The organism is Faecalibacterium intestinale (assembly GCF_040096575.1).
In the GTDB taxonomy this organism is placed as follows: Bacteria; Bacillota; Clostridia; order Oscillospirales; family Ruminococcaceae; genus Faecalibacterium; species Faecalibacterium intestinale.
On record NZ_JBBMEN010000005.1, the window covers coordinates 175,165 to 201,371 of the forward strand.

24 protein-coding genes, 1 tRNA gene, 1 other RNA gene and 1 riboswitch are annotated in these 26,207 nt (G+C 59.6%); of the genes, 11 read left to right on the forward strand and 15 right to left on the reverse strand.

Features of this window, described 5'->3' with window-relative positions; translation table 11 throughout:
- Window positions 1-65 precede the first annotated feature (65 nt).
- From recR to WMO20_RS06550, 7 genes are all read right to left on the reverse strand, one after another.
- The gene (gene recR, locus WMO20_RS06520; RefSeq protein WP_015538351.1) at window positions 66-665 is read right to left on the reverse strand and encodes a recombination mediator RecR; all 600 of its coding nucleotides are present in this window, start codon (window positions 663-665) and stop codon (window positions 66-68) included.
- 19 nt (window positions 666-684) lie between these two features.
- Window positions 685-1,023 carry a YbaB/EbfC family nucleoid-associated protein gene (locus WMO20_RS06525; RefSeq protein WP_015538350.1) on the reverse strand — a complete coding sequence of 113 codons (339 nt, stop codon included), beginning with the start codon at window positions 1,021-1,023 and terminating at the stop codon, window positions 685-687.
- Window positions 1,024-1,053: 30 nt separating this feature from the next.
- Window positions 1,054-2,931, reverse strand: a complete 1,878-nt coding sequence (gene dnaX, locus WMO20_RS06530) for a DNA polymerase III subunit gamma/tau (RefSeq protein ID WP_349186186.1) — start codon at window positions 2,929-2,931, stop codon at window positions 1,054-1,056.
- 90 nt (window positions 2,932-3,021) lie between these two features.
- Window positions 3,022-3,120: signal recognition particle sRNA small type (gene ffs, locus WMO20_RS06535), an RNA gene on the reverse strand.
- 145 nt (window positions 3,121-3,265) lie between these two features.
- Window positions 3,266-4,291: a phosphate acetyltransferase gene (pta, locus tag WMO20_RS06540; RefSeq protein ID WP_349186187.1), complete on the reverse strand. Its 1,026-nt coding sequence runs from the start codon at window positions 4,289-4,291 to the stop codon at window positions 3,266-3,268.
- A gap of 248 nt (window positions 4,292-4,539) precedes the next feature.
- The gene (locus tag WMO20_RS06545) at window positions 4,540-4,797 is read right to left on the reverse strand and encodes a DUF2442 domain-containing protein (protein WP_349186188.1); all 258 of its coding nucleotides are present in this window, start codon (window positions 4,795-4,797) and stop codon (window positions 4,540-4,542) included.
- Between the two features lie 11 nt (window positions 4,798-4,808).
- Window positions 4,809-5,075 (reverse strand): DUF4160 domain-containing protein, encoded by a 267-nt coding sequence (locus WMO20_RS06550; RefSeq protein WP_112091041.1) that lies wholly within the window; start codon window positions 5,073-5,075, stop codon window positions 4,809-4,811.
- 169 nt (window positions 5,076-5,244) lie between these two features.
- Here WMO20_RS06550 and WMO20_RS06555 point away from each other — a divergent pair, with 169 nt between their 5' ends.
- The 3 genes from WMO20_RS06555 to WMO20_RS06565 are packed head-to-tail and all read left to right on the forward strand — an operon-like array spanning window position 5,245 to window position 9,476.
- Window positions 5,245-5,817: a uracil-DNA glycosylase gene (locus WMO20_RS06555; protein ID WP_349186189.1), complete on the forward strand. Its 573-nt coding sequence runs from the start codon at window positions 5,245-5,247 to the stop codon at window positions 5,815-5,817.
- A gap of 59 nt (window positions 5,818-5,876) precedes the next feature.
- Window positions 5,877-6,962: a hypothetical protein gene (locus WMO20_RS06560; protein ID WP_349186190.1), complete on the forward strand. Its 1,086-nt coding sequence runs from the start codon at window positions 5,877-5,879 to the stop codon at window positions 6,960-6,962.
- 27 nt (window positions 6,963-6,989) lie between these two features.
- The gene (locus tag WMO20_RS06565) at window positions 6,990-9,476 is read left to right on the forward strand and encodes an ATP-dependent DNA helicase (RefSeq protein ID WP_349186191.1); all 2,487 of its coding nucleotides are present in this window, start codon (window positions 6,990-6,992) and stop codon (window positions 9,474-9,476) included.
- A gap of 265 nt (window positions 9,477-9,741) precedes the next feature.
- Here WMO20_RS06565 and WMO20_RS06570 read toward each other — a convergent pair whose 3' ends face one another.
- Both WMO20_RS06570 and glyA read right to left on the reverse strand, forming a co-directional pair.
- Window positions 9,742-10,257, reverse strand: coding sequence for a cob(I)yrinic acid a,c-diamide adenosyltransferase (locus tag WMO20_RS06570; protein WP_349186192.1), 516 nt, complete (start codon window positions 10,255-10,257; stop codon window positions 9,742-9,744).
- Between the two features lie 76 nt (window positions 10,258-10,333).
- Window positions 10,334-11,587, reverse strand: coding sequence for a serine hydroxymethyltransferase (gene glyA, locus WMO20_RS06575; protein WP_005926763.1), 1,254 nt, complete (start codon window positions 11,585-11,587; stop codon window positions 10,334-10,336).
- Between the two features lie 230 nt (window positions 11,588-11,817).
- On the opposite strand from glyA, the gene WMO20_RS06580 reads away from it, so the two are divergent.
- The 4 genes from WMO20_RS06580 to WMO20_RS06595 all read left to right on the forward strand — a co-directional run bounded on the left by WMO20_RS06580 (window position 11,818) and on the right by WMO20_RS06595 (window position 14,440).
- Entirely contained in the window at window positions 11,818-12,390 is a 573-nt protein-coding gene (locus WMO20_RS06580) for a 5-formyltetrahydrofolate cyclo-ligase (RefSeq protein WP_349186193.1), read from the forward strand.
- The gene (locus WMO20_RS06585) at window positions 12,381-13,016 is read left to right on the forward strand and encodes a cyclodeaminase/cyclohydrolase family protein (protein WP_349186194.1); all 636 of its coding nucleotides are present in this window, start codon (window positions 12,381-12,383) and stop codon (window positions 13,014-13,016) included. The genes WMO20_RS06580 and WMO20_RS06585 overlap by 10 nt, the downstream gene beginning before the upstream one ends.
- Window positions 13,017-13,038: 22 nt before the next feature.
- Window positions 13,039-13,893 carry a bifunctional 5,10-methylenetetrahydrofolate dehydrogenase/5,10-methenyltetrahydrofolate cyclohydrolase gene (locus WMO20_RS06590; protein WP_349186195.1) on the forward strand — a complete coding sequence of 285 codons (855 nt, stop codon included), beginning with the start codon at window positions 13,039-13,041 and terminating at the stop codon, window positions 13,891-13,893.
- A 169-nt stretch (window positions 13,894-14,062) separates the two neighbouring features.
- Window positions 14,063-14,440, forward strand: coding sequence for an endonuclease domain-containing protein (locus WMO20_RS06595; protein ID WP_349186196.1), 378 nt, complete (start codon window positions 14,063-14,065; stop codon window positions 14,438-14,440).
- Window positions 14,441-14,503: 63 nt separating this feature from the next.
- On the opposite strand, the gene WMO20_RS06600 is transcribed toward WMO20_RS06595, so the two are convergent.
- Complete coding sequence (locus tag WMO20_RS06600) at window positions 14,504-15,457, reverse strand: phospho-N-acetylmuramoyl-pentapeptide-transferase (protein WP_112091032.1); 954 nt, start codon at window positions 15,455-15,457, stop codon at window positions 14,504-14,506.
- Between the two features lie 164 nt (window positions 15,458-15,621).
- Between WMO20_RS06600 and WMO20_RS06605 the strand changes: the two genes are divergently transcribed.
- Window positions 15,622-17,040 (forward strand): MATE family efflux transporter, encoded by a 1,419-nt coding sequence (locus tag WMO20_RS06605; RefSeq protein ID WP_349186197.1) that lies wholly within the window; start codon window positions 15,622-15,624, stop codon window positions 17,038-17,040.
- 375 nt (window positions 17,041-17,415) lie between these two features.
- Here the strand turns inward: WMO20_RS06605 and WMO20_RS06610 are convergent, their stop codons facing one another.
- Window positions 17,416-18,015: an ECF transporter S component gene (locus tag WMO20_RS06610; protein WP_055184785.1), complete on the reverse strand. Its 600-nt coding sequence runs from the start codon at window positions 18,013-18,015 to the stop codon at window positions 17,416-17,418.
- A 141-nt stretch (window positions 18,016-18,156) separates the two neighbouring features.
- A riboswitch (FMN riboswitch) is annotated at window positions 18,157-18,276 on the reverse strand.
- A 161-nt stretch (window positions 18,277-18,437) separates the two neighbouring features.
- Here WMO20_RS06610 and WMO20_RS06615 point away from each other — a divergent pair.
- A complete protein-coding gene (locus tag WMO20_RS06615) occupies window positions 18,438-19,529 on the forward strand; it encodes a mechanosensitive ion channel family protein (RefSeq protein WP_349186198.1) in 1,092 nt (363 codons plus the stop codon).
- A 208-nt stretch (window positions 19,530-19,737) separates the two neighbouring features.
- On the forward strand, window positions 19,738-20,895 hold the full coding sequence (locus WMO20_RS06620; protein WP_349186199.1) for an MFS transporter: 1,158 nt from the start codon (window positions 19,738-19,740) through the stop codon (window positions 20,893-20,895).
- Window positions 20,896-21,038: 143 nt separating this feature from the next.
- On the opposite strand, the gene WMO20_RS06625 is transcribed toward WMO20_RS06620, so the two are convergent.
- The 4 genes from WMO20_RS06625 to WMO20_RS06640 form a co-directional block, all read right to left on the reverse strand.
- Window positions 21,039-21,977: an alpha/beta hydrolase gene (locus WMO20_RS06625; protein ID WP_349186200.1), complete on the reverse strand. Its 939-nt coding sequence runs from the start codon at window positions 21,975-21,977 to the stop codon at window positions 21,039-21,041.
- 89 nt (window positions 21,978-22,066) lie between these two features.
- On the reverse strand, window positions 22,067-24,163 hold the full coding sequence (pbp4b, locus tag WMO20_RS06630) for a penicillin binding protein PBP4B (RefSeq protein WP_349186201.1): 2,097 nt from the start codon (window positions 24,161-24,163) through the stop codon (window positions 22,067-22,069).
- 299 nt (window positions 24,164-24,462) lie between these two features.
- Window positions 24,463-24,840 carry a PH domain-containing protein gene (locus tag WMO20_RS06635; protein WP_097780052.1) on the reverse strand — a complete coding sequence of 126 codons (378 nt, stop codon included), beginning with the start codon at window positions 24,838-24,840 and terminating at the stop codon, window positions 24,463-24,465.
- A 123-nt stretch (window positions 24,841-24,963) separates the two neighbouring features.
- Window positions 24,964-25,038 (reverse strand) — tRNA-Gly (locus tag WMO20_RS06640).
- 199 nt (window positions 25,039-25,237) lie between these two features.
- Here WMO20_RS06640 and WMO20_RS06645 point away from each other — a divergent pair.
- Window positions 25,238-26,146, forward strand: coding sequence for a DUF4300 family protein (locus tag WMO20_RS06645; protein WP_349186202.1), 909 nt, complete (start codon window positions 25,238-25,240; stop codon window positions 26,144-26,146).
- The last annotated feature ends 61 nt before the right edge of the window (window positions 26,147-26,207 follow it).

The following is a 26,207-nucleotide window of genomic DNA, read 5'->3' on the forward strand; positions in this document are numbered from 1 at the left end:
CAGTATACCATTTTTTCAGGGTAATGCAAGGGCTGTTTCTGACAGAATTGTAAATTTTTACAAACTCACAGCTCTCCCCGGCCGGAAAGCGCCCGGTACAGGGTGGTCTCATCGGCGTATTCCAGGCTTGCACCCACCGGCAGACCGGAGGCAAGCCGGGTGACCCGGATGCCCAGCGGCTTGATGAGCTTTGCCAGATACATGGCGGTGGCTTCGCCCTCCACGGTGGGGTTCATTGCCATGATGACCTCCTTCACCGTGTCGTCCTTCAGCCGCGCCAGCAGCTCCTTGACGGTCAGCTGCTCTGCGCCCACACCGGCCAGCGGGTCCAGCAGACCGTGCAGCACATGGTACAGACCGTTATACTCCCGGGTGCGCTCAAAAGCCTGCACATCCCGGGGCTTTTCCACCACGCAGATCACCGAGGTGTCCCGCTTGGCGCTGGCGCACACCGGGCACAGCTCGGCGTCCGTAAAGTTCTGGCAGATGCGGCACCGGTGCAGCCGGGTGTGCGCGCCGCGGATGGCATCGGCCAGCGCCGCAGCGTCCTTATCCGACATACTCAGCACCTGATAGGCCATGCGGGTAGCACCCTTGCGGCCCACGCCCTGAAACTTGCCGAACTCTTCGATCAGCTTTTCCAGCGGTGCGGCAGTGTAGTCCATGGTATCTCCCCTTCCCGGCTCAGAGACCCGGAATGTTCAGGCCGCCGGTCAGCTTGCCCATCTCGGCTTCTGCGGTCTCGTCCACCTGCTTCACGGTGGCGTTGATGGCAGCAGCCACCATGTCTTCCAGCATCTCGATGTCATCCGGGTCCACGGCCTCGGGCTTGATGGTGATGGACAGCACCTCGTGCTTGCCGTTCATCTTTACGGTCACCATCTCACCGGCGGCGCTGCCGGTGTACTCAGCGGCTTCCAGCTCGGCCTGCTTGCTCTTCATGTCCTCCTGCATCTTCTGAGCCTGACGCATCAGGGCGTTCATATCGGGGCGGCCGTAGCCTGCGGGCATTCTTGCTTTCATAATGGTATTCTCCTTTATTATAAACAATTTTTAGCGCTTTTTGCGGGCGGTATCCTCAATGCTGACCTCTAACCCCAGCTTTTCCAGCGCCAGAAGAGACTGCTCCGCGTTGGAGGAGGTCTTTCCTGCCGTTTTGGGCTCGTAAGGGCCGATGGGCACCGGCACGCCGGATACCTCGGCGATCAGCTTTTTGATCAGCTTCTGGCTGTCCTTGTTCACCCGGATAAAATCCCGGAAGGTCTTGCCGCCGTCGATCAGCACGCGGGTGCCGTCAAAGTAAGCCTTGGACTTGCGCAGATACATATACAGCATGGGGTCGATGGCTTCCAGCTTCTGCACGATCTGTCCCCAGTACGGGAAGGGGTTCGTGCCCTGCTGCGCCACGCTGCGGGGCTTGGTCAGCACCGGGTCGGCGGGGTGCTCCTGCACCGGGGCAGGCGGTTCCTCTGCCGCAGAAACCGGCTGCGCGGGCTCTGCAGGGGCGGGCTGTTCCGGCTGGCTGACCGGTTCCTCCGGCGGCGGTGCCTGCGGGGCAGGCTCGTCCCACGGCAGGGCGGCATCGCTCTGCTGTACCGGCGGTTCGTCCGGCATCGGCGGCAGCTCCTCCGCAGGGGCGGGCGGCGCTTCCGGCGCGGCAGGCTGCGGAGAGGTCTGCTGCACGGCAGGGGCAGGCTCTGCTGCTGCCGGGGTCTGGGGTGCAGCAGCTGCGGGGGCAGGCTGCACCGGGGCGCTGGCAAAGGGCTGCACCGCTGCCGCAAAGGGGCGGGGCGCTTCCGGCTGCACCGCGCGGGCGAGGGCGGGCTGCACCGCTGCCGCCTGCATCTGCTGGGGCGGCTCGGACAGGCTGAACAGTGCCAGTTCCAGCTCAATGCGCTGGTCGCTGCCGCGGGTCATGTGCTCCAGCGCCGTGCCCAAGGTGCGGATGGCGCGGATAGCTTCTCGCTGCCCCATCTCCGGGCCTTTTTGCAGGTACAGCGCTTCTTCCTCCGGCGAAACACCGGACAGCAGCGCCTGCCCGCCGGGCAGCGCCGCCAGCATCAGGGCGCGGTAGTGGGCGATCAGTTCCTCGGTCAGGCGCTTCACATCCACCGACTGCTGCCGCAGCTGCGCCAGCTGTGCCAGCGCGGCGGCGGCGTCCTGTGCTTCCAAGGCGTCCGAGATGTGGAACAGGTAGCTGCGGTCGGTCACGCCCGCCATGCGGCGCACCACGTCCGCATCGATCTTTGCCGTGACACCGGCGCAGGTATCCAGAATGGACAGCGCATCGCGCAGCGCACCATCTGCCAGACGGGCGATCAGCTCCGCGCCGTCGGAGGTCAGCTCCAGCTTTTCCTCCCCGGCGATATACTCCACCCGCCGTGCGATATCCTCCGGCCCGATGCGGGTAAAATCGTACCGCTGGCAGCGGGAGAGGATGGTGGCGGGCACTTTCTGTATTTCGGTGGTCGCCAGAATGAAGATAACGTGTGCAGGGGGCTCTTCCAGCGTTTTCAGCAGCGCATTGAAGGCCGCTGTGGACAGCATATGCACCTCATCGATGATATACACCTTATACTGGCAGGCGCTGGGGGTATAGGCGGTCTCGTCCCGCAGGTCGCGGATATCGTCCACGCCGTTGTTGGAGGCTGCGTCCATCTCCACCACGTCCAGCAGACTGCCGTTGTCGATGCCTTTGCAGATCTCGCACTCCCCGCAGGGGTCGCCATTTACTGGATGCAGGCAGTTGACCGCCTTGGCAAAAATTTTGGCGCAGGTGGTCTTGCCGGTGCCGCGCACGCCGGTAAACAGATACGCATGGCCTACGCGCCCTGCGGTGATCTGGTTTTTCAGGGCAGTCACGATGGCACGCTGACCCACCACATCCTCAAACCGCTGGGGTCTCCATTTGCGGTAAAGTGCACGATACACGGCGATGTCTCCCCTTTCCCGGCCTTTGCGGCAAAAATAAAAGGACAGCGCTCGACGGGGTTTTGTCCCCGCCTTGCGTAACTCGGCATACGGATGCAGGCTTACTGAAACGCACGAACGCACTGCTTAAGGCTGCTTGGTTCCCCACCTGACCTGGTTCACAGCGAGCCCATCGTACAGGACCCGCATCCGTATGCCGAACCACGCAGCAGGCGCTGTCCGACACATCCTTGTGGATGCTAGGATATTGTACCATAAACCCCGCCGGATTGCAAGAGGGGGCAAAACAAAAAGGAGAAGCCCGAAGGCTTCTCCTCGTTTGTGCTAAAATTGTTTAAGACTGGCAAGCGGTGATCAGGCTCATCTTGTAGACCTCGTCTGCGTTGCAGCCGCGGGACAGGTCGTTGATGGGTGCGTTCAGACCCTGCAGGATGGGGCCGTAGGCAGCGTAGCCGCCCAAACGCTGTGCGATCTTATAGCCGATGTTGCCGGCCTCGATGCAGGGGAAGATGAAGGTGTTGGCCTGACCGGCAACCTTGCTGCCCTTGCACTTGACCTGTGCAACCTCGGGAGCAACGGCTGCGTCAAACTGCAGCTCGCCGTCCACAGCCAGCTCGGGGTCCATCTCCTGAGCCTTGATGGTAGCGTCGTGGCTCAGTGCCACGGTGCCGCCCTTGCCGGAGCCCTTGGTGGAGAAGCTCAGCACAGCCACCTTCGGGTCGATGCCGAACAGCTTTGCGGTGCGGGCAGTCTCCACAGCCACCTCTGCCAGCTTGGAAGCGGCAGACACCTTGACCTCGCCGGTAGCCTTATCGACGGTATCGGTGTAATCAATGTTGACAGCGCAGTCGCCCATGGCAATGCGCTTCAGACCCTCTTCGCCGCAGTCGCGGTCCAGAATAAAGCAGGAGCTCACCAGATGTGCGCCCTTCTTGGTCTTGACCAGCTGCAGAGCGGGACGGATGGTGTCGGCGGTGGAGTAGGTAGCGCCGCCCAGCAGGCAGTCAGCCTTGCCCATCTTCACCAGCATGGTGCCGAAGTAGTTGGACTTCTTCAGCAGTGCGGTGCACTCCTCAGTGGACTGCTTGCCCTTGCGCAGCTCCACCATGGTGCTGACCATCTCATCGAAACCGGCGTAGTTCTCCGGGTCGATGATCTCGGCAGCGGAAATATCAAAGTTACCGGCGGCGGCAGCAGCCTTGCACTCTGCCTCGTTGCCCACCATAACGACCTTCAGCACGCCCTCGGCCAGCAGCTTGCTTGCGGCCTCCAGAATGCGGGGGTCATTGCCCTCGGTGAACACGATCGTCTTGGGATTTGCCTTCAGCTGTGCTACCAGCGGTGCAAACATATCAGCCATTGTGATTACCTCCGAAAATGCTTTCCAAAATTTGCATCCCGTGTCTGTTGGACACAAGGATGCCTTTCTTCTTTATTCTAGCACAGACGGCAAAAAGTTCAAGACAAAATTGTGTTTTTGTGCTATATTTTAGGGGAGAAAGCCTTGTTTTATTTGTGAATAAAATATCATACTAGTTTTAAAGGATATTTTCCCCGCAAATATAAAAGAGCCCGTGCAGTCCACAGGCTCTATGGGCAGATGCTCCATCATGCAGTTTTCTTTACGGGGACGCTGTTCTCATACAGTTCGTGGGGCGCAACGTCCTGTCCCTCCGGCCATTCGATGCCCACGCCGCCGGGCAGCAGCTGCACCGCGTTGAAATAGCTTTCGTCCTTCAGCTGTCCGTACCACGGCCCCGTTGCATAGGGTGCAACGTCAAAGAGCTTTACCTCTCCCGTTTCGTAGGACAGGCGAAGTTTCAAGGGGCTTATGGTCTCCACCTTAGTCAATTTCGGCTGCAACATAAGATCACTCCTTATTTCAAAGGGTCAATGCGGAAGAACTGCTCGCCGTTGCTCAACAGCTTCCAGTTCGCTTCCAGATCATCGCGGTGTATTACTACCCACGCTTCCAGCAGCTTCAGCTTGTTTTTGGGAAAGCCGCCTTCCAAAATCGTCCCGTCCAGTGCCATCACGATCTCTTCCCCGGAATACTCCGCATGGATATGCGGCATATTGTGTTTTCCGCCCTGTTCCCGGTACATTCTGACGATGATGCCATAAAATATGCTTAATACCGGCATTTTGCCCACTCCCTTCTTCAAGTTCATTTTATCATACGCAGGTGTTTTTTTCAAGAAACTGTGATGATCTCTTTTTGTGCGTTTGCCGTACTCTTGAATCTGTGTTATAGTTTACAATATTATAATTTGCAAATAAACCGCCATTCTGATTTTAAAGGAGATGTTCTCCATGGATATGGATACTTTAAAGGCCGAATGCCTTGCCTGTACCCGGTGCGAGCTGTGCGCCACCCGGACGAACGTAGTGTTCGGGCAGGGCGTGCCGGACGCCGAGGTGCTGTTTGTGGGCGAGGGCCCCGGCCAGAGCGAGGACGAGCAGGGTCTGCCTTTTGTGGGGCGCAGCGGGCAGCTGCTGGACAAATACCTGTTTGCCATCGACCTTGACCGCGAAAAGAACTGCTATATCGCCAACATCGTCAAGTGCCGCCCGCCCCAGAACCGCGACCCGCTGCCCGCCGAGAGCGAAGCCTGTATGCCGTGGCTGCGGGAACAGTTCCGGCTGATCCAGCCCAAGATTGTGGTCTGCCTTGGGCGCGTTGCCGCCCAGCGGATGATCCGGCAGGATTTTTCCGTCACCCGGGAGCACGGGCAGATCATCAATAAGGGCGGCATTTTGTTCATGGGCACCTTCCACCCCGCCGCCCTGCTGCGCCAGCCCCAGAATAAGCCCGAAGCCTTTGCGGACTTTACCGTGCTGCGGGACACCATTGCCGCCGTGTGCGAGCATACCTATAATAGGTAAGGTCAGGAACCAACCGCGCCGCTTTTGCATACTGTAAAGCAAAAGCGAGGTGTTTTTGTATGGAAAGTTCCGTGCATCCTTCTGTGGATTTCTTTCTGGGCGCTACAACGCCCGCCGGGTTCAAGGGCTACTTTACGCCGCTGCGCCGGGAGCCCGGGATGCAGCTGGTGCTGCTCAAAAGCGGGCCGGGCTGCGGCAAGTCTACTTTGATGAAGCGTCTGGCGCGCGCCGCACAGGAGAAAGGCGAGCCCATTCAGCGCATCCACTGCGCCAGCGACCCCGACAGTCTGGACGGGGTGGTGTTCCTGCGGCAGAAACGCGCCATCATCGATGCCACCGCACCCCATGTGGTGGAACCGGAAGCCCCCGGCGCAGACGAGCGGGTGCTGAGTTTGTACCACACCATCGATGCCGATGCCCTGCACTCCCACAAGGACGAGGTGACCGCCCTGTTTGCCCGCAACCAGCTGCTGCGCAGCCGGGCGGCGCGGTATGTGGCTTCGGCGGGCAGCCTGCTGCTGGACAGCCGCCGCGCCGAAGCCTGCAGTGCAAACTTTGAAAAAGTGCGCCGCTACGTCAAGCGGCTGTGCACCCGCCTGTTGCCCCGCACCGAGGAGATGGGCTCTGAAGAGCTGCGGCTGCTCTCGGCCATCACGCCCAAGGGCGAGGTGTTCTATCAGGGCACGGTGCAGGCGCTGGCCGACCGGTGTATCCTTTTCCGGGATGACTACGGGGCAGTGTCCCGTCTGCTGCTGGAACTCATCCGCGCCGAGGCACTGGCGCGGGGCTACCACATCATCACCTGCCCCTGCGCCATGCACCCGGAGGACAAGATCGACCACATTATCATCCCCTCCCTGCGGCTGGCATTTTTGACCGACAACCGCTGGCATCCGGTGCGGCTGTCTGCGGCGCAGACCGTGCGGTGCAGCCGTTTTGTGGACAGGGAGAATCTTTCCGCTTGCCGGGCACGGCTGCGCTTCAACGAGCGCGCCGCCGCCGAATTGCTGGAACAGGCCTGTGCCCTGATGGCGCAGGCAAAAAGCTGCCACGATGAATTGGAGACCTACTACCGCACTGCCGTGGACTTTGCACAGGTGGATGCCGCAGCCGCTCAGTGCATGGAACTGTTCGGGGTAGGATAACGTAAAAACCAACGGAGGTGAAACGCCTTGGCAAGCATCCATCTGCCCATCCGGCAGCTGGTGGAGTTTTTGCTGCGCACCGGCAGCATCGACAGCCGCTTTACCGGCTTTGACCGCGCCAACGAGGGTGCACGCATCCACCGCAAGCTGCAAAAGGCCGCCGGGGAGGGTTATCAGGCTGAGGTGTTCCTCAGCGCGGAGCGGGAAGCCTGCGGCATCGCCTTTACGCTGGAAGGCCGGGCAGACGGCATTTTCACCGATGAAACCGGCACCGTGACCATCGACGAGATCAAGACCACCACCGTCCCTTATGAGGAGATCACCGAGGAACTGAACCCCTGCCACTGGGCGCAGGGCATGGTGTATGCCGCCATTTACAGCAGCCAGCAGGGGCTGGAAACGCTGGCGGTGCGGCTGACCTATTACCAAGTTGACACCGACCAAATTCAGCGCTTTACCCGGCAGTTCACCCGGCAGCAGCTGGAGCAGTTTTTGCAGCAGCTTTTAACGCAGTATGCCCCGTGGGCACAGCGGCAGCTGGACTGGGACACCCGGCGCAGCCAGAGCCTTGCGGCGCTGCAATTCCCCTTTGCGGAGTACCGCCCCGGGCAGCGGGCACTGGCGGGTGAGGTGTACCGCGCCTGCCGCGCCGGAAAAAGCGCCGGCTGCAAGAGCGGTACCCGCGTTTTTTGTCAGGCACCCACCGGCATCGGTAAGACCATGAGCGCCCTCTTCCCTGCTTTAAAAGCCATGGGCGAGGGCTGCGGCGCAAAGCTGTTCTACCTGACCGCCCGCAACACCACCCAAGCCGCCGCCGAGGACGCGGTGGCGCGGCTGCGTGCCGCACAGCCCGGTCTTGCCCTGCGCAGCGTGACCCTGACCGCCAAGGAAAAGGCCTGTCTGCACCCGGACGCCGAAGGGCACCCCGCCTGCCTGCCGGAGGTGTGTCCCTTTGCCAACGGCTACTACGACCGCCGCAAGGATGCGCTGGCGGCTTTGCTGGACGGCAGCGGCAGTTTCAGCCGCACCGCACTGGCGGACACCGCCCGGCAGTTCTCGGTGTGCCCCTTTGAGTTGGGGCTGGACTTGAGCGAGTGGTGCGATGTGGTCATCGGGGACTACAATTATCTGTTTGACCCTGTGGTGCACCTCAAGCGCTTTTTCGATGCCGCCGGGGACTGGCTGTTCCTCATTGACGAAGCGCACAACCTGCCGGACAGAGCCCGCGCCATGTACTCGGCGCAGTTTGCCAAAAGCAGCCTGACCGAAGCAAAGCGGGCGCTGGGCAAGGGCAAAAGCAGCCTGAAAACCGCGCTGACCAAGGCGGATAAGGTCTTTCTGGCGGCGCGCAGAGCCTGCGCACAGGCTGCGCCCCGCACAGGTGCAGAGCCCGCCGGGGAGACCGAGCCCGCACAGGTGAGCCTGCTGCCCGTCGAAGCTGCCCCGGATTTTGCCCTGCCGCAGCCGCTGTACGCCCGGGATGGCACCGTGTTTTTGCAGCAGCTGCCTGCTGCCCTGCCCGCCGCTCTGCGGGCGGTGCACACGCCCTTGCAGGACTGGCTGGAGCAGAACCCCGAGGACCCCGCCCACGCACAGCTGCTGGAGCTTTACTTCGCCTTGCAGGATATCGCCCGCGCCGCTGACCGGTACGACAGCCATTTTGTCACTCAACTTACCGCCCGGGGCAGCGAGCTGGAGCTGTATCTGCTCTGCTTAGACCCCGCGCCCTTTGTGGATGCCAGTCTGTCGGCAGGGCGCAGTGCGGCGCTGTTCAGTGCCACCTTGACCCCGCCCGCCTTTTACCGCAATGTGCTGGGCTGTGCCGATGCCCGGGCAGTGGCGCTGCCAAGCCCCTTCCCGCCGGAAAATCTGGGGCTGTTCTGCCTGCCGGGCATCTCCACCCGCTACCGCCAGCGGGAAGCCAGCGTGCCCGCCGTAGCCGATGCGCTGGCGGCGCTGGCAAAGGGCAAAACCGGCAACTATCTGGCGTTTTTCCCCAGCTACGCCTATTTGCAGCAGGTGTACGAAGCCTTTGCCGCACGCTGGCCGGACATTTCCACCCTTGTGCAGCAGCGCAGCTTGGACGATGCCGGGCGCGCGGAGTTTCTGGCGCAGTTCGTGCCCCGCCCTGCCCAGACGCTGCTGGGCTTTGCCGTGATGGGCGGCATCTTCGGCGAGGGAGTAGACCTTGTGGGCGACCGGCTCATCGGGTGCGCCATCGTAGGGGTGGGTCTGCCGCAGGTGAACCCCCGGCAGGAGATGCTGCGCCGCTATTACGAGGAGCAGTCCGGCTGCGGTTTCGACTACGCCTACCGCTACCCGGGCATGAACAAGGTGCTGCAAGCCGCCGGGCGGGTGGTGCGCACCCCGCAGGACAAGGGCGTGGTGCTGCTTTTGGACGACCGCTTTGCGCAGCCCGACACCGCCCGCCTGTTCCCGCCGCACTGGCAGCACATCCAATATCTGCCCGGCACCGCCGCGCTGGAAACGGCGCTGGCAGGGTTCTGGGGTTAACATCCTCGCCCTCTCAGGCGCTCCCGCGCCAGCTCCCCCAAAGGGGGAGCCTTTGGCAGTCCACGCAGACTTCATCTTTTTGCCAAGGCCTCTCCCTTTGGGAGAGGTGGCAGTGAGCGGAGCGAACTGACGGAGAGGGCGAGCCCGCTAACCGAAGGGCATACCTGCTAAAGAAAAAGCATCTGCAACCAAATCGCCAGCTTTCTGAAGTTCAGAAGCGATCGTTGCAGATGCTTTTTTGTCTGATACTTTAAGGATTATGCCCTTAATACTCCACGCCCTTCCGTGCGGCGATGCCCTTCTGGTAGGGGTGGCGGCGGCAGCACATCTCGGTAAGGTAATCTGCAGCGTCCAGCATCCATGCGGGGGCTGCGTGGGCGGTCAGGACGCACTCCTGCCCGGCGGGGCGGTGCAGCACCGCCTGCTGCAGCAGGTCTTTGTCCACCATGTCCAGCTCCCACGCGCTGCCGGCTTCGTCCAGCACCAGCAGATCACAGGGCTGCGCCAGCGCCGCCGCAAGGTTTTGGTTCTGCAAGGTGCGGGTAGCGGCCTTTTCGGCTTCGTTCATCTGAAAGACGAATTTCTGCCCGGCCTTACCCCGGTAGACGGTGGCACCCAGCTGTTCCAGCAGCGGGATCTCCCCGCTCTGCCCGCCCTTTAAAAACTGCACGATGACCACCCGTTTTCCGCTGCCCAGCGCCCGCAGGGCAAGCCCCATGGCGGCTGTGGTCTTGCCTTTGCCGTCGCCGTAATACAGATGCAAAAGGCCTAAGCTTTCCATCGTCTTTCTCCTTTTTTGTAGCAAAAGGCACCCGCAGCAGAACGGCTGCGGATGCCTTGTTATTTATACTTTGCCTTTACTGGTACAGCGGGAACTCCCGGGTCAGGCGCAGAACGCGCTCGCTGATCTCGTCCTTCTTTTCCGCATAGTGCCAGATGCAGTCTGCAATGCAGTCCGCGATCACCTGCATCTCGGCTGCGCCCATGCCGCGGGTGGTGACAGCCGGGGTGCCCAGACGCACGCCGGAGGTCACAAAGGGGCTGCGGGTCTCGCCGGGGACGGTGTTCTTGTTGGCGGTGATGTGCACGCTGTCCAGACGCTGCTCCAGGTCCTTGCCGGTGCACTCCTCGTCCCGCAGGTCGATGAGCATCAGGTGGTTGTCAGTGCCGCCGGATACAAGCTTTACCCCGCGCTGCTGCAAAGCCGCAGCCAGTGCCTGTGCGTTTTCCACGATCTTACGGGCATATTCCTTGAACTCCGGCTTCAGTGCCTCGCCAAAGCAGACGGCTTTTGCTGCAATCACGTGCTCCAGCGGGCCGCCCTGCGTGCCGGGGAACACTGCCGAGTTGATGCGCTTGGCAATGATGGGGTTGTTGGTCAAAATCAGGCCGCCGCGGGGTCCGCGCAGGGTCTTGTGGGTGGTGGTGGTCACCACGTCGGCGTAGGGCACGGGGCTCTGGTGCTGACCGCCCGCCACCAGACCGGCAATGTGCGCCATATCCACCATCAGGTATGCGCCGTAGCCGTGGGCGATCTCGGCAAGCTTTTCAAAGTCGATGGCGCGGGGGTAGGCGGACGCGCCCGCCACCAGCATCTTAGGGCGCACCTTGCGCACCTGCTTTTCCAGCTCGGCGTAGTCGATCACGCCGTCTGCGCCGACACCGTAGGAGATGAAGTGGTAGTTTTTACCGGACATATTCACCGGGGAACCATGGGTCAGGTGACCGCCCTGCGAAAGGTCCATGCCCATGACGGTATCGCCCAGCTCCAGCAGGGCAAAATACACGGCAAGGTTGGCCTGTGCGCCGGAATGGGGCTGGACGTTGGCGTACTTTGCCCCGAACAACTGGCAGGCGCGCTGGATGGCAATGTTCTCCACCTCGTCCACATAGACACAGCCGCCGTAGTAGCGTTTGCCGGGCAGACCCTCGGCGTACTTATTGGTCAGCACGCTGCCCATCGCTGCCATCACGGCGGGCGAGACGATGTTCTCGCTGGCGATCAGCTCAATGTTCTCGCGCTGACGGGTCAGCTCCCGCTCCATGGCTGCGCCCAGTTCCGGGTCGGCTGCATTGACCATGCCGATGGTGTCCATCATATCCTTGTACATTTTACTTGCCCCTCTCCACAAAATGTTGTAGATCCTCTCAGCGCAGCGCCCGCGCGGCGTTTGCTGCTGTAACATAATCATAGCAGAAAGCGGCGGCGGCTTCAATCCTCTTTTCGCCAAAAGGCTTGCTTTTTTTGTCTGAAGTGTTTATTATGTTTGTATAAAAATGCGCTGTCGATTTTGTATATTTTTCAAGTATCCTCCCCCACAGGTGAAGCGAGGTGTTTTGTATGACCATTGCCGAGGAAAAACAGGCGCAGCGTGCCGCAGGCCGTGCCGCCCGCAAGGCGCTGGATGCGCCGCAGCGCGCCGCCGCCAACGCGGCGCTGTGCCGCCGGGTGCTGGAACTGGACGCCTACCGCGCCGCCCATACCCTTTTGCTCTACGCAGCCTTTGGGGGCGAAGCCGACCTTGCCGCCGTGGCTGCCGAAGCTGTCCGGCAGGGCAAGACGGTAGCCTACCCGGTGTGCGGCGAGGGCTTTACCCTTATCGCAGCCGTGCCGGGCGCGGACGGCTGGGCGGTGGGGCAGTACGGCATCCGCACGCCGGTGCCGGAACGCTCCGCGCTTTTGCAGCCGGAGCAGCTGGATCTGGTGCTGGTGCCCTGCACCGCCTTTGACACAGACTGCCGCCGGGTGGGCATGGGCAAGGGCTACTACGACCGCTACCTGCCCCGCTGCACCCGGGCGGTGAAGATCGGCATTGCATTGGAAGTTCAGCGCGTCCCCCGCGCCGCCGTGGACGCCCACGACCAGCGGCTGGACGCCTTTGTAACAGAGAGGGGTATCTACACATGGAAATGAAGGATCTAAGCTGCGCGCAGTTTCTGGCACAGCTTGCCAGCAAAGCGCCCACGCCGGGCGGCGGCGGCACCGCCGCGCTGGCAGGCGCTGCCGGTGTGGCGCTGGGCAACATGGTGGGCTGCCTGACCACCGGCAAAAAGAAGTACGCCGCCGTGGAAGCGGACATTCAGGCACTGAACGCCCGGGCCAGTGCCCTGCGGCTGGAACTGGAAGCGCTGGTACAGGCCGATGCCGATGCCTTTGCGCCGTTGGCTGCGGCCTACAGTCTGCCCAAGGACACCCCGGAGCAGACCGCGCACAAGGCTGCTGTGCTGGAAGCCGCGCTGGACGGTGCAAGCGCCGTGCCGCTGCAGATCATGGAAAAGTGCGCCGAGGGCATCGCGCTGGCGGGACAGTATGCCGCGAAGGGCAGCGTGCTGGCGGTATCGGATGCGGGGTGTGCTGCCGTGCTGTGCAAGGCCGCTTTGCAGGCTGCAAGCCTGAATGTGTTCATCAATACCAAGCTGATGGTAGACCGCACCCATGCCGCCGCGTTGGACGCCCGGGCAGACGCATTGCTGGCAGAGTTTGTGCCCCGGGCAGACGAGATATTCACCGCCGTCAGCGGGAAACTCCGCAACAAATAATATCATAAATGAGGGAAAGTATATGGCAACGATTTTAAAGGGCGCGCCGGTGGTGGCCGCCATGAACGAGCGCAACGCCGCACTCTGCGAGCAGCTGAAAGCCAAGGGCATCACCCCCACGCTGGCGGTGGTGCGTGTGGGCGAGCGGGAGGATGACCTCTCCTACGAGCGGGGCGTGATGAACCGCTGCGGCAAGGTGGGCGTCGCCGTCCGGCAGTTCGTGCTGCCCGCCGACGCCACACAGGAGCAGCTGCTCCAGGTGCTGGACGAGGTGAACACCGATGACGGCATCCACGGCTGTCTTTTGTTCCGTCCCCTGCCCAAGCAGTTCGATGACCGCACCATCCGCGCCGCCCTGCGCCCGGAAAAGGACATCGACGGCATCACGGACGGTTCTCTGGCCGGGGTGTTCACGAACACCGATTTGGGCTATGCCCCCTGCACCGCGCAGGCCTGCATGGAAATTTTGAAGTATTATAACGTCCCCCTTTCCGGCAAGCGTGCCGTGGTGGTAGGACGCAGCCTTGTGGTGGGCAAGCCCGCCGCCATGATGCTGGACCGGGAAAACGCCACCGTCACCCTGTGCAACTCCCGCACCCGGAACCTGCCGGAAGTGTGCCGGCAGGCGGACATCGTGGTGGTCGCCATGGGCAAGATGGCCGCTGTGGGCGCAGACTGCCTGCGGGCAGGCCAGACGGTCGTGGATGTGGGCATCCATGTAAACGAGGAGGGCAAACTCTGCGGTGACGTGCAGTTTGCCGCCGCAGAGCCGGTGGTGGACGCCATCACCCCCGTGCCCGGCGGCGTGGGCACCGTGACCACCTCGGTGCTGGTAGGCCATGTGGTGCAGGCGGCGTGCAAAAAGGCAGGGGTGTAAACTCCCCCAGTCTCGCTGCGCTCGACAGCCCCCTCTAGGATGGGGCTCCTGACGTGACCGCAAACTTTACACTTTAGCCGGAAACATCATCGCTATGCCAAGGGCTCCATCTCCGAGGGAGCTGTCACGGCGCAAGCCGTGACTGAGGGAGTTTTTAAGGAGTTTATCTATGTCTTTGCCATATCAGGGAAAAATCATTCCACGCGCAAAAGAACTGCGCAAAAGAGCCACAAAGCAAGAGCAACATCTTTGGTTTGGTTTTTTGCGTAATTATCCTATTCGGTTTCAGCGGCAAAAAACGATCGACTATTTTATCGCCGACTTCTACTGCCATGCCGCCAGATTGGTGGTCGAGCTGGACGGCTCTCAGCATTACGATGAACAGGGGCTTATCTACGATAAAGAGCGTGCGGCTGTTCTGGAACAGTATGGTGTAAAGGTTTTGCGCTTTTCAAACTTGGATGTCGAGCGCAATTTTCAGGGCGTTTGCACGGCGATCGATCTAGCCGTCAAAGAACGGATAGATCAGCTTTCTACGGATGAATAACAAAACAACACCCTCAGGCGCAAAGGTCTGAGGGTGTTGTTCTTTGGTTTTATAGCGTGCTGTTTACCCCCGCACAAGGAGCAGCAGCAGAGCCGAGGCCACGCACTGCAGAATGAGCCAGCGGGCTACCACCTGCTCGTCGCTCCAGCCCTTGCGCTTGCGCACATGGTCGTGTAGAGGGGTCAGGGTGTTTTTCAGGATCCAGATGTGCAGAAAACGCTTCAGGCTGATCTTCAGAATGCCCAAGCTGCCGTCTGCGATGAACACAATGGCGGCAAGCAAAAAGGCAAACGGATGACCGCACTTGAGCGACAGCATGGCGATGAAAAAGCCCATGGCGCGGCTGCCGGCGTCGCCCATCAGCAGGCTGGAGGGCTTGGCGTTGAGCCACAGGTAGGCCAGCAGCGCACCGATGAACACCACACCGGCGGTGGCGTAGGTACCCAGCTCGGTCTTATAGGCCAGCAGGTAGGTGCCAATGGTCACCACTGCCAGACTGGCGGAAAGGCCGTCCACACCGTCGGTGCAGTTGACCACGTTGATGCTTGCCCAGATCAGGATAACAATGAGCAGCAGGTACACCGCGTAGGGCAGCGTGAAACTCCACTGCAAAAAGTGCACCCCGCAGCCGTTGAAGTTCAGGTAGGTGACGCCCGCCAGCACCGCAATGACAAAATCGATGATGCCCTTTTTGTACTCGTTCCAAGCAGTCTCGGCGGCATCGTCCAGATAGCCGGAGAGCATGGAAGCGATCAGCAGCACATTATACACCACATATTCGGTGGTGAAGGGCAGAAACGCCAGCGACACCAGCGCGATGCACAGCACAAAGATCAATCCGGAGCCGCGCGCCTTGCCTTTGGAAAGTTCGCCGTTCACCGCAAAGGCGCGGCCATGGTCGTGGGGCAGTTTATCGCGGAAAATGGAATCCGTCAGGGCGGTCAGGGCGAACGCCAGCAAAAATGCCATGGCATCCACGCCCCGCTGCCCGATGACAGAGGTAAGCATTTGGATCATAAGATAACATTCCTCTTTCTTTCTGTATAGTCCTTTGTGAGTGTATCACGCCCTTGCCCAAAAATCAATCCCGGCGGCAAAATTCGCTGCGGATTGACTTTTCTCCCGCCGCTCTTTATAATAGTATGTTAGTCTGTATTTTCACCCACAACGCAGGAGGTCCCATGTCCATTACCCTTGAGCAGCTCTCTGCCCGGATGCGGCAGGGCGAGCAGGTGCCGCTGCGCCACACTGCACAGGTGGCGCTGACGCTGAGCATCCCTTCCATTTTGCAGCAGATCGTAGTTACCGCCATGGAGTACATCGACGCCGCCATGGTGGGGCATATCGGCGCCGCCGCCACCGCTTCCATCGGCATCGTCAGCTCCAGCACATGGCTGCTGCACGGGATGCTGGCGGGGCTGTGCATGGCGTTTTCCATTCAGGTGGCGCAGTATCTGGGCGCAGACCGCCAGCAGGACGCCCGGGGCGTGCTGCGGCAGTCCATGCTGTTCAATCTGGTGGTAGGGCTTGCCGCTGCCGCCTTCGGCGTGGGCATCAGCCGGTTTCTGCCCGGGTGGCTGGGCGCAGACGCGGCACTGCAGGCAAATGCTTCGGCGTATTTTGCCATCTGGTCGGCTTCCCTGCCCTTTGTCATGGCTATGGGCACCTATGCCGCCATGCTGCGCTCCACCGGCGATGCCCTGACCCCCGGCCTGATCAGCGTGTTCACCTGCGTGCTGGACATCATCTTTAACTTTTTCCTCATCAACCCCACCCGGGAGATGACGGTATTCGGCCAGAACCTCACGGTCTGGGGTCTGGGCTGGGGCGTACCGGGCGCAGCACTGGGCACGGCGCTTGCCAACGCCGTGGGCGGCACGCTGGCGCTGGGCGTTCTGCTGCTGCGGGACGGCCCACTGTGCATCCGCAAGCCCGGCTCTTGGCACATTACCCGCGCCTGCCTGCACAACGTATGGAAGGTGGGCGCACCGCTGGCGGCAGAGCGCGCTGCCCTGTCCTCGGCACAGGTGCTGCTGGTGCGCATCGTGTCCGGGTTGGGCACTACCGCCATTGCCGCCAACAGTCTGGGGGTCAGCGCCGAGAGCCTGTGCTACATGGCGGGCTACGGCATTCAGGACGCCGCCCTTGCGCTGGTGGGACAGGCCGTGGGCGCAAACCGCCGGGACATGGCAAAGCGCTTTGCATGGCTGTGCACCGCCATGGGCATGGGCATCATGGCGCTTACCGGCGTGGGGCTGTATGTGTTTGCCCCGCAGCTGATGGGCATCTTCACCGCCGATGCCGCCGTTATTGCGCTGGGCGCACGGGTGCTGCGCATCGAAGCCTTTGCCGAGCCCATGTTCGGGGCAAGCATCGTGGCCAGCGGCTCCATGCAGGGCGCGGGCGACAGCACCGGCTGCTTTGTGCTGAACCTTATCAGTATGTGGGGCGTGCGGCTGACCTTGGCTGTTCTGCTGGCTCCCCGCTTTGGGCTGGTGGGCGTATGGGCAGCCATGTGCGCCGAACTTTGCACCCGCGGCGTACTGTTTTTGCTGCGCATGGCGCGGGGCAGATGGCTGGATAAGGGCGCGCTGGCGTAAAAAGCACCTTGTCAGCGTCCTCGCCCTCTCCGTCTGCTCACTGCGTTCGCATCCACCTCTCCCAAAGGGAGAGGCCTTGGCAAAGAGATGAACTTTGCGTGGACTGCCAAAGGCTCTCCCTTTGGGAGAGCTGTCACCGCAGGTGACTGAGAGGGCGAGCCCTCTAAAGAAAGAGAGCTAGAATGTCCGCAAACACCTGACGCATCCGCAAACTGTACACTTTAGCCGGAAACATCATCGCTATGCCAGGAGCCCCATCTCAGAGGGGGCTGTCGAGCGCAGCGAGACTGGGGGAGTTTCTTCGGCAGCTATTCCCTCCAAACAGAGAAAAAGCCGGAAAGTCCGCAGACTTTCCGGCTCTCTTGTTTCAGCAGCTTACTTGCGGCCGTGCAGGATGGGAGACAGGGGCTTATAGATCAGCAGGCACAGCACGGCGTCCAGCAGACCCTTGACCAGCGTGAAGGGCATATTAAAGATCACAAGGCACTTGATCAGGCTGTCGGCAGAGGGCAGGATAGCCTGATACATCCCCAGAATGGCTTCCAGCGGCATATGGTAGAACTGCACATAGGCCGGGTAGGTGATGAAGTAGTTGGAGGGCACGCTGAACACCGCCATGGCGGCTGCACCGGCGATAGCGCCCAGAATGGCGGTCTTGCGGCTCTTATGGCGCTTGTAGACAAAGCCCGCCACAGCGGAGAACACCGCGCCCAGCATAAAGTTGCACAGCTCGCCCACGCAGGCGGTGGAGGTGCCCTTGATGATGATGTGCAGCAGGTTCTTCATAAAGCTGATGACCACGCCGTACACCGGGCCCAGTGCAAAGGCACCCAGCAGGGCGGGCAGGTCGGAGAAGTCCATCTTGACGAAGGACGGGATGAGCATCGGCAGCGGGAACTCAATGAACATCAGGATAAAGGCGACCGCGCTGAGCATGGCGGCAACGGTCAGGTTGTGGGTGGTATTCTTTTTCATGGTAGTTGTCCTCCCCGGGGTGTACGCCCCGTTCAAATTTGTTCGGAAAGCCCTTTTCGCGCTGGATCGAACCGGAAAGACAAACCAAAAAACGCCCTGCTGCAACCAAAAACTGCAACAGGGCGCACAGACGCAATTTGCCTGCCGTTTCTTGCATCCGGACTATACCGTTGGTCCCGGAGTTGCACCGGGTCAGCACCCTTGCGGGTGGTCGCGGACTTTACCGCCAGTGGGGAATTGCACCCCGCCCTGAAACGAACTTTCTGACCAAGAGTATAGCGCGGTACTGCGGCGCTGTCAAGCCCCTTTTCGAAAAGTTTGCGCATTTTTTATCAAAGTGTGTTTTCACCGTTCTTTCCTTGCCCCGGGCGGCAGAGTATGCTATCATAATATGCGTTGTGAAAAAACACAGGAGGTTTTCCATGATTTTCTCGATCCGTAACCTTGGTTTTGAGCTGGGCTCGCTGCTGCTGGAAGGCTGGGCAGCCTTTGCCGCCCGGGTGGTGTGCGCGGCGCTGCTGCTGGTGCTTGGCTGGCTGGCGCGGCAGCTTTTGTCCCGCCGGGTGTGCCCTGCCCTGCTGCGCCGCAGCTGGCGGCTGGCGGGTACGCCCATTCTGCTGCGCAGCTTTGCCGTGCCGCTGCAGCGGCTCACCCTTGCGGCGTTCATCTATGCCGCAGCTGCCAGCCTGCCGTGGGCAATCAGCGGCGTGAGCAAATTTCTGCTCACAGTCTTTGAGCTGGCCGCCACCTTTTTTGTGTGTCAGGGACTGTACGCCGCCGCCGACCTTACCGACCTTTTGCTGGCAAACTGCGGCGAGGAGGTGCGCGCCAACCGCACCCTGACCACCCTGCTGAACAAGCTGTACAAAGTTTTCATCGTGGTATTGGGCGTTATGACCATGGCACAGGAGACCGGCCTGCCGGTGGGCAGCATCGTAGCCAGTGCGGGTCTTGTCGGTCTGACCATCTCTCTGGCGGCGCAGGACAGCGCCAAAAATCTGTTCAGCGGGCTGGTCATCCTGCTGGACCGGCCCTTTTCCATCGGTGACTGGATCACCGTGGGCGATGTTTCCGGCGAGGTGGTGGACATCAACTTCCGCTCCACCAAGGTCCGCGCACTGGATAACTCGGTGTACATCCTGACCAACAGCACGGTCAGCTCTGCCACCGTCAACAACGGCACCTTGCGCAACAAGCGGCTGTACCGCTTCACCCTCGGGGTCACCTACGATACCTCCCGTCCTCAGCTGGAGCAGCTGATGGCAGACCTGACCGCCATGCTCAAGGCCAGCCCCTACACCTACGAGGACTCGGTGCTGGTCAAGCTGAGCGGCTTCGGCGCTTCCAGCATCGACCTGCTGGTGTCCGCCTACCTGCGCACCGCCGACATGACCCGCTTTTTGCAGATGCAGAACGATTTGAACCTTGACCTGATGGACGTGATGCAGAAAAACGGCGTGGACTTCGCCTTCCCCTCCACCACCGTGTATCTGGAAAAGAACAGCGAACACTAAAAGCGGAACTCTGTTTATATTTCATGTTTGCCGCGGCCTATAGGCCGCGGCAAACGCATTTTCACGGGTCAAATCAAAGTGCGCCGGTTTTGTTGTAAAAAGCAGGCGCTTTTGCCCTATGATTTCCCGTCCGGTCATGTTATTCTTATAGCGCACCCGCATACACTGCGGAGCACGCCATCAAATCATCTGTGGAGGAACGCTTCCTATGACACAGCTTTTGCTGCCCATTATTTACTTAGCCTTTATCAGCCTTGGCCTGCCGGATTCCCTGCTGGGGTCTGCATGGCCCACCATGTACCCTCAGCTGGGCGTCCCCTTCTCCTACGCGGGCATCCTGTCCATGATCATCTCGCTGGGCACCATCGTTTCCAGCCTGAACAGCGACCGGCTCACCCGGGCGCTGGGCACGGGCAGGGTGACCGCCCTCAGCGTGGGCATGACCGCTGCGGCGCTGTTCGGCTTTTCGATCTCCGGCCGGTTCTGGATGCTCTGTCTGTGGGCTGTCCCCTACGGCTTGGGCGCGGGCAGCGTGGATGCCGCCCTGAACAACTACGTTGCTCTGCATTACCAGAGCCGCCACATGAGCTGGCTGCACTGTATGTGGGGCGTAGGCACCACCATCGGCCCTGTGGTGATGGGCGCGGCGCTTTCCGGCGGGCTGGGCTGGAACAGCGGCTACCGGTACATCGCCCTGTTCCAGATCGCACTTTCTGCCGTGCTTTTTTGCAGCCTGCCCCTGTGGCATAAACGCCCCGACGCCGCCCCGGACGGCACCGCGCCCAAGGCGCTGACCCTGCCGCAGGTGTTCGCGCTGCCGGGCGCGAAGGAAGTGATGCTCTGCTTTTTCTGTTACTGCGCACTGGAGACCACCGCCGGGCTTTGGGCCAGCAGCTACCTGACCCTTGTGCGGCAGGTGCCCGCCCAGACGGCTGCCAGCTTTGCCAGCCTGTTCTATATCGGCATCACGGTGGGGCGGGGCGTCTGCGGCTTTTTGACCTTGAAACTGAGCGACGATCAGATGATCCGTCTGGGGTTTGCAGTGCTGGGCGTGGGCATTGCCGCCCTGCTGCTGCCCGGTGCTCAGGTCTTTGCGCTGGCCGGGCTTGTGCTGGTAGGGCTGGGCTGTGCGCCCATCTACCCCAGCGTCATCCACTCCACCCCGGCGCACTTCGGCGCACAGAATTCTCAGGCCGTCATCGGCATCCAGATGAGCAGCGCCTATGTGGGCAATCTTGCCATGCCGCCGCTGTTCGGCGTGCTTGCCAATAACATCACCCCGGCGCTATTCCCCTTCTATCTGCTGGTATTTCTAGTGCTGATGGCGCTGATGCACCGGCAGCTGGTACGCAAAACCAGCTGCTGAGCTTTTACCCTTTTTCAAAACCGCCATTCTCTTTTTTTCGTATACAGCAACACCAGAAAGGCCCGCGCTGTTTGGAGCAGCACGGGCCTTTCTGGTTTCTATGGACTTCCCGGGGATCGAAAGATGTGGAGAATGGCGTCTCCTTATGCCTGCAGCACTTTACCGGCGTATTTCAGCGCTTCGCGGCAGGTTTCTTTCCAGGTCGTCCAAGCGTGGATGCCGCCCTCATAGGGCACATATTCCACTTCTGCTACCTGGCTCAGTTTTTCGACAAATGCTTCCACATCAGCCGGGGGCACCACCGTGTCCTCAGTGCCATGGATGGCATAGAACTTTACCGGGCTGTTGGCAACGGTATAGGAAGCAAGGAAGGCTACCGGATGTTCTGCGTCCCAGGTTGCCTGGTCAAAGTTGTTGAACAGATGCAGCGAAGAGCAGGCATTGCCCTGACTATTGCGCCAGACTGCCGGGGACATCATCAGTGCCGCCGAGAACATCTGCGGATATTTCACTGCAAAGCGGGCTGCACCATAACCACCCATGGAAATGCCGCCGATGATGCGGCCTTCCTTGCTGGCCAACGTGTTGTAAGTTTTGTCGATAAACGGGATCAGATCATGGATGATGGCCGTTTCCATGGCAAGGCCGGGTCCATCGTAATAAAAGGAGTTGTAACCATCAATGAACACTGCAATGCACTCGGGCAGTTCCCCGCTTCCGATCAGATCGTTGAGGATATCCGGTGTGGAGAAACGCTCGATCATATTGAGTTGATGGCCGCCTACGCCGTGCATCAGGTAAATGACCGGATAGGCCTGTGCCTTGTTATTTCCATCGTAGCTGGCAGGCAGATAAACCGAATAGTTGCAGTCCTGCTTCAGTGTCTCGGAGTACCAGAACAGCGTTTTGCGGGTGCCCGCATAGGTAGTCTTGGGCGTTTTCTGCTTTTTGAACAGGAAATCCAAGCAGTTGGCATCCTCCTGCGGTGCAGCGGCACTGGCGGTGCACACATTAAGTGCCATCATGCCAAGACCAGCAGCACCCGCTTTCAGAAAAGTTTTACGAGAGAATTTGGTAGCCATAAAAAGTTCCTCCTTTAAATCAATCGTTTTCTTATACATCTTTCAGACAGCCTGCTTTTTGTACTGCAGTACTGTGCCGTGTTCTGTTTTCAGAACTTATTGAGCATCTTTTTCAGCTTTGCCAGTTCCTCTGCATCGCGGGTGTCATCCAGCAGAGTGAGGGCATCGTTGAAATAGTTGCGGTCCAGATAAGAGTGGGTGGAGTTTGCGTGGGCAGCCATAGCCTCCAGCACAGCATAACCGGAGCGCACCAGAGGGTGGGTAGCAGGCACGCTGCCGCCCTCGGCCACCAGCGCAAACTTGCTTTCAGCCATATCCTCCAGCAGGGCACTGTAAGCGTTGTTGGGGTCGGTGCCGTGGTTCTGCAGACCCTGATACAGCAGCTGTGCCACAAAACCCAGCGTAGAAGCCGTATACCAGTTACCATTGAACTCATTCACATTGGCAGGGTCTGTAATGCGGGAGTTAATCTTGTTGGTCAGGTAGACCACCACCAGATTTTCGCTAGGGTCGATCATGGTCAGCGTGCCCGTCCAGCCCTGGTGTCCAATGGTATTGGGCGAGGACTGCGTGCCGAAATACCAGCAGCGCTGGTTGTCGCCCTCACGCCACCAGCCCAGGCCCCAGTTGGCAGCGTCCTCCTTCTTGGGTGCGGTAAAGGTGTCCATTACGTTGCGGGAGAAGTAGCGGTTCTCTCCGTAGCCGCCGGCAAGCATGACAGAGGCCAGCTTTGCCAGCTCCGTAGCGGTGGAGAACAGGCCTGCATGACCCGAGATGCCCGCCATACAGAAATAGGCTTTGCCATCATGCACCTGGCCCTGTGTAGTTACGGTGCGCGCCCCGGTAAAGGAAACATATCCGTCCCGGGTATCACCGTTCAGCTCGGTAGCGGCGCAGTCGTTGGGAGCAAAGCCGTTCTGCAGAGGGTTGTAGGTGGTGCGGGTCAGACCCATAGGATCCCAGAACGTCTCTTTCAGGAACACATCCAGGCCTTTGCCGGTGATTTTCTCGATCACGAACGCCAGCAGCATATAATCCACGTCCGAATAAACAGTCTTGGTACCCGGTTCGTACATCAGCGGCGTTTTGAAAATGGAATGCAGCGTTTCGGTGCGGGTCTCGGTACTTCCATCCGATCCGGAATACAACACATTCACGGCACCCGGCACGATGGACTGACTGCTCTGATCGTAGGAATCGTTGTAATACTGAGGGTCTGCGGGGAAGCCTGCCTGATGGCGCAGGATATCGCGCAGGGTCAGTTCTGCCTTCCACTGCTTGTTGACCTTCAGGCCCGGGTTCTCGTAGCCGTTGTAGGTAATATCGATGGTGTCCTCCACAAAGGCGCTGCCCAGCAGGTCTACCAGACGGCTGTCCAAATTGGCCTTGCCCTGCGTGACGAGGTACTGCAATGCGTAGTTTGCGGTGTACATCTTGGTGTTGGAGGCCAGATCGTACAGGGTATCGTTAGTCACAGCCGGGCTGTCGGTCTTGGGGGTGCCGTCCGGGTTATAGGAGTTGACCTTGCCCCAGGCGTTCTGGTACACCAGCTTGCCGTTTTTCACAATGGCCATCTGTGCGCTGGGGAAGCCATTGTTCACGTCTGCCTGAATGATCTGCTCCAGCAGTTCCAGTGCATCGCGGTCGATGCCCACGTCCTGCAGGCTGCCCTCCTGCACGGTGGGGTAGCCCACCCGCACAGTCACCTTTTTGCCGCGGGGACGGATGCCGCCCACCTGAATGGTGTTGCGGCCGTTGATGGTCTGACCGGAAATGTCCACGTTCCACACGCCGCCTGCCGCCATGGCAGCGGTGTTGATCTGGCGGTTATTGACGAACAGGTTAAAGCCGGTCACGCCCGACTCGGGCTCCACGCACAGCGTTCCCTGCCCTGCGTAGCCCACAAAGGTGTACATGTGGTTCATGGCCAGCGTATCGTCGACGTAGCCCTTCCAGTTGGGGAACACCGGCTCGCCCTGCCAGCCGCCGCTCACGCTGCCGCGGCTGGTCACCTTGACCGAGGCCGCCTTTTTAGGGATGAGGTTCAGGGAGTTGGTATCCTCCGCTGCGGCGGCTGCGGGCTCGGCAGCAGAGGCTGCCCCGGCGGTGCACACGTTGAGCGCCATCATGCCCAGACCGGCAACGCTGCCCTTCAGGAACGTTTTACGGGAAAATTTGGTTGACATGGTAAGGTCCTCCCATTCTTTTGCCGCAATGCGACAATATGCCTGTATTCGCGCTTTTTTGTCCCGCAGCAGCGGGACTGCCTTATGCCCCGAATTGTACGCGAGACGAAACAAAATGTCAATCATGTTTTCATCTTGTGGCACAAAGTTTTGTGTTTCTCAGTTTTTCGCCTATTTTGGCACATTGTTTTACATTTTGTTTCAAATTTTCATGCGTTTTGTATACAACCAGCCGCAAAAATGCGTAAAAAAAGCCGCCGCACAAACCCTTGTGCAGCGGCTTTGGTTCATAATTTTTCTTACAAAATGCGGGCGCTGATGGCGTTTGCCACCTGAAACAGGTCCTTCTGCCCGATAAAGCCAAACTTGGCCTCGTGACCGTCCGCAAAGCAGACCGTCAGCTGGGACGCCTGCAGCGGGTCGCCAAAGCCCGCCGTCTGGATGCCGTAGTGCAGCACCTTGCGGTAGGGCAGCACAAAAAGCTGCTGCCGCGTGCCCGTAACCCCCTGCATATCCACCATGATGATGCGGTGGCTGGTGAACACCACCTGATCGCGCACCGTCTTGTAAGCGCCCACGATCTGCTCGCCCTCCAGCAGCAGGGCGTTGATATTTTTGCAGATATCCTTCTCCTGCAGGCGAATAAGGTTCTCCATCGGTTTATCGCGGAATTCCATAGCGGCGTTCCCCCTTCAGCGTTTTGATGGCTCTATTGTAGCATTTCCGCCGCCGGTTTGCAACATTTCCCCTGCCACCGGGGCAAAAAGAAAAGACCCGAACCGTTCAAGATTCAGGTCTTGTGGAGCGGGTAATGGGAATCGAACCCACCTCCTCAGCTTGGAAGGCTGATATACTAGCCGATGTACTATACCCGCAATTGCAGAAAGAATTATACCATAACTTTGTGCAAATGTCCAGCATGAATTTATGGTCAAATACGACAGAAGCCATTGATTTTCTTTGTTTATCTGTGATACCATTCGTTACGAGACCAACGGCGTTGCTCTCTTCGCTTATGGTTAAGACTCCGGCACTCAAAGAAACTTTCCGAAAAACACAACGAGGTGACCATTTTTGAAACGTCGAACTTTTCTTGTCTGCACCGCTGCACTTTTTTGCGGTGCGCTTCTGGCAGTGGGCTGCACTCAAAAAACCTCTCAGCCCGTCCTTCAGCAAATCGAATACTCCAATTTAGCAGATTCGGATACACAGGATCTTCTTTCCAAACTTTTGCAGGATGCCGGCGTATCCGACCTGCGGATACAGACCTTCTTTGATCATGCGCAAAAGTTCAACAATGCTGTGGACCCGACATGGCTCACCACAGGGTTTGAAAATGCCAAGCCTTCGGATTTGAAATACGATCCTTACTCCATGCAGGACGCATGGGCAGAAAAATACGATACCTTCCCCGGCTGGAACTGTCGGATCACTACCTGTGGGCTGTTTGGTGATTTTATCACTGTCACGGGCAAGGCAGACCTTGACTCAGCCGAGGACACCCTGTTTATGGACTATGAAACACTGGATTCCGACCCGGAATCCCTTTGCGGCGACGAACGGCAAAAGTTTGATGCGCTGTTCGCCCCGGTTAAAACCACCAATACGACCGATATTCCTACCCATTTGAAAACGATTCAGCAGGAATGGAAGAAACGCGGTCTCTCCTTCGTGGAAGATGATAAGATTCGTCTCGTCTCCGTAGTCCTGCACGATCAGTTCTCTGAAACGGACAATTCTCTTATGATCGGTCATGTCGGCGTCATGTTGCCCACATCGGATGCAGTATATTTCGTCGAAAAGGTTGCTTTTCAGGAGCCGTATCGCTTGTTGAAGTTCAAAAATCGAACCGAGTTGAGCGATTATCTGATGCTGAAATACGACAACTCGTGGGGACAGGATACCGCCCACACCTTTATTATGGAAAATTCAGACCTGATGGACGGCTGGCGCATTCTTGAAAATCAGGAAAATGCAAGCTAAAAGCATCCAATTTACTGAGAACCGTTCGGTCTGACAGATCATTCGCCCTCTGATGTCAAAA